A 7833-nucleotide genomic window follows, 5' to 3' on the forward strand; every position below is an offset into this window, starting at 1 on the left:
AGTCAAACAGAGTATACAGATTTTCAGTGTTTAGAAATCTGGGTAATCAGTTTATATAAATCAAATATATGCGGCGCACAACCGAGAACGACGTTCGCATTCGCGTTCCGAATACTCTCTTGGGTACTTAATCCCACCGCACAGTTCCCAAATAACCAGATATCACCTATCCATGTAGGTAAATTCGCTACATTCGGCATAGGGATACCAACATAAATTGTTAACGGCGTATATTTTTCCAGTTTCTTTTCGAAATGAAGTTTATCCAGGGTATGCCGTAACGCAGATAGACATCCACTACACGCTCCACCCTCGATAACATTTACCTTGTTGAATACACCAACACTACTGATTACCGGCCGTTTAAATTTCCGTTGTACTCGATTAATTTGCGTTCCTTGAATATTAATTTTCGTTAGGTCGCTCAACCCAAACCCGGAACATGCCGCAATTCGATTCGTTGCCACCTTATCTGGTTCAATCCCCATCACCGCACAACCTACACTATCCACTGCTACCGGGTCAGTTCCCGCAATGAGCGTATTCATATCCGCAATGGTAGTGCCTGACAACGGCGATTGTCCTTCCATCGCATAAATCCCATCTATGACCGTTAATTGGGGCTTGACAGCGCGTAGGATATCTACTAATTTTAAATTCACATCGTTTCGATGGAATAATAACCGTTCGTGGTCATAGAGCAATCCGTGGAGATTCTTGATTCCAAGCGTTACCAGTGTATGCATATGCGTTTTCATTTTCGGCAGATTAATCAATAGTTCCGCTTCCAGCACCGCTTTCGGCAAATCCATTTCGGTCATAACTAGCGCATCGGGCACTTTAACTCGAACCGCAGGTTCACTATCAAACGAAACGAGTTTCGCACCATATTTCCTCAACGATTTATCCAGTCCGGATAAGGCAAACGCTTCCTTAGCAGATAATTTATATCCCGGATTTTCACCAACCTTGATTTCCCTTGCGCCAGCATCTCGAAGTAACTGCACTAAACTCAAGATAACCCGCGCATCCGTTGTTATCGCTGGGAACTGGTTTAGGTTCGGTCGAACCAGATTCGGTTTGATTAATACTGATTTATGCTTAACCAGTTGCGATAGAGTAACGGTATATCCTATCGCTTCTTCAAGCATCGAATAGATAACGGATAAACTTTTATTCGTATATGTTACAGGAGTTTCCGGTATCTCGTCTCGATATGCTATTCCGACAATTGATTGCATAGAATATAGACTATTTTGGTTTAAGTTCTTACCTTGGCAAAAATGACATTATGAACTACACCATTACTATTAAGGGCTAATGGTTATTCCGGTTCCGCTTTTCCCCTGGATAGCTTTAATGGCACTATCGCCAAGAACAATCGTACGTAACGACGGCGTGATTTCTTCCAGCACAAAGTTCAGTTTGCCAATAAGCCCTTTCGGCACGTATACGATATCATTCGGTTGCAGGTTCTGCTGTTTCGGAATCGTTCCTTTAAGAATCTGATTTCTAATATTCACCTTGATAATTTCCGGTTTCGTTAAATCCCCGCGAATGATGCAAACTTGGCTTAGATTCGCTTCCTCGGTATACGACCCGGCTTTAGCAATCGCTTCTAACACCGTCAATCGGCCGCCAAGATCGTACAGTCCCGGATTATGCACCGCACCGAGAACAAACACCCGCGAATTGATGTTATCCGGTATAAACACGGTATCCCCCGGTTCCAGTGGGATATCAAGTTTCATATTCTTTTCGTAGAGCAATTCATATAAATCTACTTCGATAACCGTTTCGGTACCACGGAATACCGCACAGTGATGTAATTGCGCTGAGACGGTTGGTCCTCCCGCACGAGATACCGCTTCTAACAGCGTTATCCGCCCAGTAAACGGTATCGACCCGGGATTAGATACCTGACCGAGAACACGAACCCGCCGTCCGCCATATTCTACAATCGTTATGGTTACTATCGGTTCCTTAATATACTTTTTGAGTTTTGTAGTAATCTTTTCTCTCGCCTCTTGTTTCGTCAATCCGTTAACCGCGATTTCGCCTACTAACGGCATTGAAATTGTTCCATCCGGACCAACGACTGCGGTTATATTTAAATCATTATGCTGCCAAACCGAAACCGCAATCGTATCCTCAATATTTATTCGATACGAGGCAGAACCGGTTTCCTCGGGTCTAACAGTAGCTCCGTGTAATAGCAATATGAATACGGTTAATAAACGGAGTAAAACCGTTTGATTTTTACCCATAATCGCCTCTCATTTCATCAGGGTTTCTATACATACCATATACATTCTTTAAACCATTTAGGATATACTAACACGATAAACATTGTCAAACACATTAGCAATAAAAAAACGCGGAGGATACCTTTACACATCTCTCCGCGTTCTCAGAATGTTACCTATGTCTCCGGTAAGTAGAAATTATTTCTTGCGCTTTTTAGCTTTAACCGCCGGTTTCGATGGTGCGGTTAGTTGTTTAGCTAATTGTTTCGCGAGCTGTTGGTTCAGTTTAATTCGTCGCGCTAACGCATGTTGGCGTGCTACCGTTTTATTCCGAATTTTCATCCACGGGTCGCGTTTCACGTCGGTATTATCCGGATGCCGCCGGTAATAATAGCAGACGGCATGTACCTTCCCGATATCATACTTTTCAGATATTTTTAAGTTCATATCAAAATCTTCGCCGAAATGACCGAATTCCGTCTCATCAAACCCACCGAATTCGTTCAGCACTACTTCCCGATGATATACCCGCAACGCACCCGCACCATCAACTCGCATAACATTGTTTCGGTCATACTCCAGATGTTTGATTACTCCCAGCTCTTTAATCACCTGACTGTTTTCATCAATGAGTTCATAGTAGGAGATAGCTTCCGCTGCTGTAGGGTGAGTTTCGAGATAATGAACCATTTTTTCTAAACAGGTTGGCGCATATTCATCATCGGAATCGAGTTGCGCATAGTATTTCCCTTTCGCCGCACGTAACCCTTTATTGAGTGAAACAGCTATAACATTCACATTATTTTTAATCAATCGTATCCGTTTATCTTTTTTCATTAACTCTTCAACCACCGCAATACTGTTATCGCTCGACCCGTTATCCACCACGATGATTTCGAAATTTTGATAGGTTTGTCGTAACACACTCTCGATAGCTTTCCCGATAAACGCACCGCGGTTATAACACGGGATAATCACGCTAACCATAACCGGCCATTTTTTCCCTTTCGGATACGTAACCACTTGCGGTTCGTGATAGAGATACGCTCCACGACGACGCAGCATATCTTCAAACGCTTTTTCGATTTCGTATTCTTTATCTTTCTCCAGAAACATATACGAGAACACGCCGAACTTCCCTTCTTCCGTCGTATGCAGTTTGGAAACAATCGCGGCACGTTGCGGAGTCGTATCGGCTACATAATATACATAACTCGGTTGGTTGATTCGCGCAAACGTATAGTTATCATCTAATTTCAATCGTAAATCATATTCTGCCATATGGTAGAACTGTTCATCGCAGCCGCCAACTTCGAAGACATACTGTAACCGATACATGCGCACAAACCCAAAATTCGCTCGTTCGGTGATATCGCCAATATAATCGAACAGAACCTTCTCTTCCTTTTTCCCGTCAGGATGAATTTGGGTATAATCGCTATACACCATCGCTAGTTTCGGATTCGAAATCAGCTTGTTCCGGAACACCTCAACGGTATTCGGTAGAAACTCAACATTTTTCGGCAGCGTGATTAAATAACTTGATTTCGCTAAATTGAACGCATAATTATACAATGCCGCATCGTTTTTGAAGGTTTTCGCGACATAGACAATTCGCGCATCCGTTGAAAATATTTCGATATCCTTCCGTTCTTCTTCCGGTCGCTGGTCGAGCACCAGCAGTTCGAGTTCATCAACCGTCTGGTTCATCACTCCGAGAACCGCTTTTTCGTTCACCTGCATTCCCGGATATAACGGCATTAATACACTCGCTTTTTGCATAATAGCATCCTTCCTTTCTGATATAAAAATAGGGGCGCAATATAATCGCCCCAATGAAATAATGTTGCTATAAAATTATACCTAAATTTTCAAGGCTGGTCAAACAATCCGCTCGGTCAGTCGTTCATCAAGTCAACTTAACCTAACGAATTAAATGTTGAGCTTCTGGGCATATTTACCGAGTACCGGCATTTCCCAATATTTCCCGTTCAAACTCTGAACGATACCGATGATTGATAACGCAAAAAACCCGAGTACACAAACTAACCAAAGTAATCCAATTAACATACCAATGATACCGCCGAGAATACTGTGAATCAACCCAGCAATCATACTGATAATCATTCCGCCAATTCCCAGCACAAGAAAAACGATTATTTCTACGATAAATAATACCAACCCTTGTTTACCATGAAATAATGCAAATTTATTATCTTTTTTCGCTAGGAGCGGAACTAAACAGAGAATCCCGAGATAAGCTAGAACCGCGAAAATTTTCCCATCTTCAATAATCTGCTGTTCAGATTGTGGCGATGGCGCCGCTGCGCTTGTAGGTTGTTCTGACATATCGCACCTCCTTTTTGTATTTCAGAATAAGTTGCTATCGAGCGAATCGCTCTAGCGAGATATTATACTACCTGCAAATAGAATTCCGCAAGTTTCAAACCTGACTTTCTTTTTTCACTGCCGCGATCGCGGCTCCGTCGCTGAAAAACTATTCCAGTTCATTACTTACCCAGAAAATTGCTGCGCACTCCGCTGGGAAGAGATTTACTTCAATCCGATTTGAGCTGAGGGTTAAACTGGCGGTATCGTTATCCTGAATAAATGAGTTAAGCTATTCGGTTAAATTTGCCTATGCAAAGAAAAAATATTTCATACCTGCTATAATATATAAAACCGTTTAGTTTAAACTATACCCATATTTATGGATTTTAAGAAATAACCATGCGGTTCGTGATGTTCTTGGTGATTATCATCACCGTAACACTCATTACCTTAATTATCATTTCCGCACCGAATACCGTCGAAGCGTGGACTCCGGCAGTACTCCTGTTTGTTTCCAGCGGTATTCTCTGGATAACGATATCCGCCTCGTTCTACGAACAGTTCAATCGGGCGAAATCCGCAAAAAACCAGCCGTTAGCCGTTACGTTAGCGGTATTAATTCTCGCGACCGTTGGGGTTGCACTTGATAACTTTTATGCGACGATTCTAACTCTATCCGCGAAAAATATCATTTTTCCGTTCAGCTGGTATCAGAACTTTTTCGATAAACCGCTCCCTTGGTCAGTTCCGGCGGTCGTCTATAATCTCGTTGCGGTATTAATGCTCTTGTTATTTCAGCGGAAAGTTTTTGAACAGGTTCTTGCTGACCAGGAACAACGGAAATTGTTGGAAGAAACCACGCAACGATTAGAAGAAAAAAATCGGATTCTCGCTACGATTGAAGCGATTTCACGCGCGTTAAACCAATCGTTGGATTTACGGACGATTCTTGACGAGTTAACCCATCAGGTTGTGCGCTATTTCAAGGTAGATATGTGTACGGTTCGGTTAGTTACCGCACAGAAAGAGTTGGTCGTTGAAGCGGCGTATGGCGAAAATGCTACTCGGCTATTACATACCAGCCAGAAGGTTGATGAAGGAATCAGCGGTTGGGTTTTTACGCAACAGCGTATTGCGCAAATTAACGATGTCTATCACGACCCGCGCGTTGCGCCGGAAGATTTCCTGCGGAAAATGAAAGTATTTTCGTATATCGGGTTACCGTTAAACCTGCCGTTACGGGGAACACTCGGTTGTTTGGAAATATATACATACACTGTCCGGCAGTTTACTGCAGATGAAGTTGAAGCGTTCACGCTGATTGCGAACGAAGCGGCGATTGCGATTCAGAACGCGCGCAACTTCGAAGAAGCCGAACGGCATCGCAAAGAACTGGAAGCGTTAAACCAATTTTCGAGTTTAATTGATGCGAGTATTTCCGAATCGGAGATATACAGGCTATTTTTAAATGAAATCAGTAAACGGTTTGAGGTCTCGCAGGTGATTATTTTGCAGAAAAGTTCGGAAGCGGATTTTCTCGAAATCGCAACTTCATTAAATCCGCTAACGAAAAAACAAGCACAATTGCCGATTCTTGAAGACCCGCATCAATGTCGCGCGATTCGCACCGGAAAAGAAATGGTGGTCGCGAATGTCCAGACGGATATAATTTGCGACTGTGAATTATTAGTTCCGAAGCAGGGGAGTTATTTCTGTCATCCGCTGATTATCGGCGGGAAAATCCTCGGTCTCGTTCATCTCGCTTCACCGAAAACAGATTATTGGGATACGGATAAACAGCGCATCGTCGCTGCGTTCGCTGCAACGATTGCACCAGCGATAGCTAATCTCCAGTTAATGGCGCAGGAGAAGACCCGCGCGATTACCGACCAGTTAACCCAAGTTCATAACCGCCGGTTTTTAGATGAATATTTAGCGAAACAACTGCATATCTTGAAACGACAGCAGGCACAAACGAGAACTCCACTCGCGATTCTCATGCTCGATTTAGACCATTTCAAATATTTCAATGATAATTTCGGACACGAAGTCGGTGACCAGGTTCTCCAAAACTTCGGGCGGATGCTAGTAGCAACCGTTCGCGCCAGCGATTTAGTTGCGCGATATGGCGGAGAAGAATTCTGTGTTATTCTAACCGGCACAGATTTAGCGGGCGCTATCGAGACAGCAGAAAAAATCCGCTCGGCTACAGAACGACTTGATGTATCTTCGTTTGGTGCAAAAGCGCCGAAAAAGATTACGGTAAGTATCGGGATAGCAGTATATCCTGACCACGGAACCAACCCACAGGATTTATTAAAAAAATCCGACCAAGCGCTTTATGCGGCGAAAGAAGCAGGGCGGAACCGGATTTGCATAGCGGAATTGAATAATCTTAAAGAACCGGCTCTGGAAATAAAGAAGAAACCTGATAAACCAGAAGATACTACCAAAAAGCTGTTATAAGGACGCTTCCACCTGTCATGGCGAGCGGTTTTAGCGAAGCAATCTCAGCTTAGGTATAAAATCAAACTCACACGGCGTGAGAATGGGAGATCAGATTCTCCTTTTGAGAAACTGATTTTTTAGGAGATTCTCTTCCATCTTCCTTCTTGCTTCATCCTTCAGGTTTTATTCTGACCTCTGACTTCTATCTTTTATTTTTTCTTAGCTTCCAGCTTCTATCCTGGCTTCGTTAAAACTTCTGACTATGCTAAAGCTTCGTCAGACTTGTCGTCAGGTAAACTTCTGCTTTTTCTGACAACTAACAACCAACATACTTCTATTCATACACCTGCCATTGTCGTTCTATTTCCGTCGGTGCCGGGGGATAGGCAAATTGGAAGTACATAGGACCATTTCCAAAAACAGATTCAAATGGAAATTTATAACCTGTTGCCACCAGATTTCCATCATCCTGAATTGCAAAAGTCTCTAAAATATGATGGTCATTCACTACTAGATATTTTCCATCCGGAGATACAATCATTTGCCATACCCAATACCCTACAGGAATCCGCCAGCCGGTATCTTCATAGCGACCACTAGAACCCTCAACTCGGCGTAAAACCACAATCGGCCATCTCTCGTCCCAGAATCCTACATAAATATATCTATCATCCTTACTTATGGCTATAGCTTTCGCATTACTCCCAATATCAAATTGTTGTACTCGGGTAGTATCTAACCTGCCATCGGATAACACTGGATATATTTCCACATCTACTCGACTGGTTAAAGAAAGCATAGCAAATGC

General features: G+C 43.0%; 6 protein-coding genes. 1 reads left to right on the forward strand and 5 read right to left on the reverse strand.

All coding sequences use genetic code 11. The features are described from left to right. Window positions 1-23 precede the first annotated feature (23 nt). The 4 genes from N3A72_08990 to N3A72_09005 all read right to left on the reverse strand — a co-directional run bounded on the left by N3A72_08990 (window position 24) and on the right by N3A72_09005 (window position 4595). Window positions 24-1241 carry a DUF362 domain-containing protein gene (locus tag N3A72_08990; protein ID MCX7919719.1) on the reverse strand — a complete coding sequence of 406 codons (1218 nt, stop codon included), beginning with the start codon at window positions 1239-1241 and terminating at the stop codon, window positions 24-26. Window positions 1242-1310: 69 nt separating this feature from the next. Continuing rightward, window positions 1311-2267, reverse strand: a complete 957-nt coding sequence (locus N3A72_08995) for a polysaccharide biosynthesis/export family protein (GenBank protein ID MCX7919720.1) — start codon at window positions 2265-2267, stop codon at window positions 1311-1313. A 177-nt stretch (window positions 2268-2444) separates the two neighbouring features. Continuing rightward, a complete protein-coding gene (locus N3A72_09000; protein ID MCX7919721.1) occupies window positions 2445-4028 on the reverse strand; it encodes a glycosyltransferase in 1584 nt (527 codons plus the stop codon). A gap of 150 nt (window positions 4029-4178) precedes the next feature. Further along, the gene (locus N3A72_09005; protein MCX7919722.1) at window positions 4179-4595 is read right to left on the reverse strand and encodes a hypothetical protein; all 417 of its coding nucleotides are present in this window, start codon (window positions 4593-4595) and stop codon (window positions 4179-4181) included. A 381-nt stretch (window positions 4596-4976) separates the two neighbouring features. Here N3A72_09005 and N3A72_09010 point away from each other — a divergent pair, with 381 nt between their 5' ends. Further along, a complete protein-coding gene (locus N3A72_09010; protein MCX7919723.1) occupies window positions 4977-7043 on the forward strand; it encodes a diguanylate cyclase in 2067 nt (688 codons plus the stop codon). A 316-nt stretch (window positions 7044-7359) separates the two neighbouring features. Here N3A72_09010 and N3A72_09015 read toward each other — a convergent pair. Further along, window positions 7360-7833: lactonase family protein (locus N3A72_09015; GenBank protein ID MCX7919724.1), on the reverse strand; the 474-nt coding region annotated here is incomplete at its 5' end.

It is taken from the genome of bacterium, assembly GCA_026416715.1.
Taxonomy (GTDB): domain Bacteria; phylum UBP4; class UBA4092; order JAOAEQ01; family JAOAEQ01; genus JAOAEQ01.

Bases quoted from the DNA above. Each gene is read 5' to 3' on its own strand.
- N3A72_09000 (MCX7919721.1), bottom strand. From the start codon at position 4,028: ATGCAAAAAGCGAGTGTATTAATGCCGTTATATCCGGGAATGCAGGTG.
- N3A72_08995 (MCX7919720.1), bottom strand. From the start codon at position 2,267: ATGGGTAAAAATCAAACGGTTTTACTCCGTTTATTAACCGTATTCATA.
- N3A72_09010 (MCX7919723.1), top strand. From the start codon at position 4,977: ATGCGGTTCGTGATGTTCTTGGTGATTATCATCACCGTAACACTCATT.
- N3A72_09005 (MCX7919722.1), bottom strand. From the start codon at position 4,595: ATGTCAGAACAACCTACAAGCGCAGCGGCGCCATCGCCACAATCTGAA.
- N3A72_08990 (MCX7919719.1), bottom strand. From the start codon at position 1,241: ATGCAATCAATTGTCGGAATAGCATATCGAGACGAGATACCGGAAACT.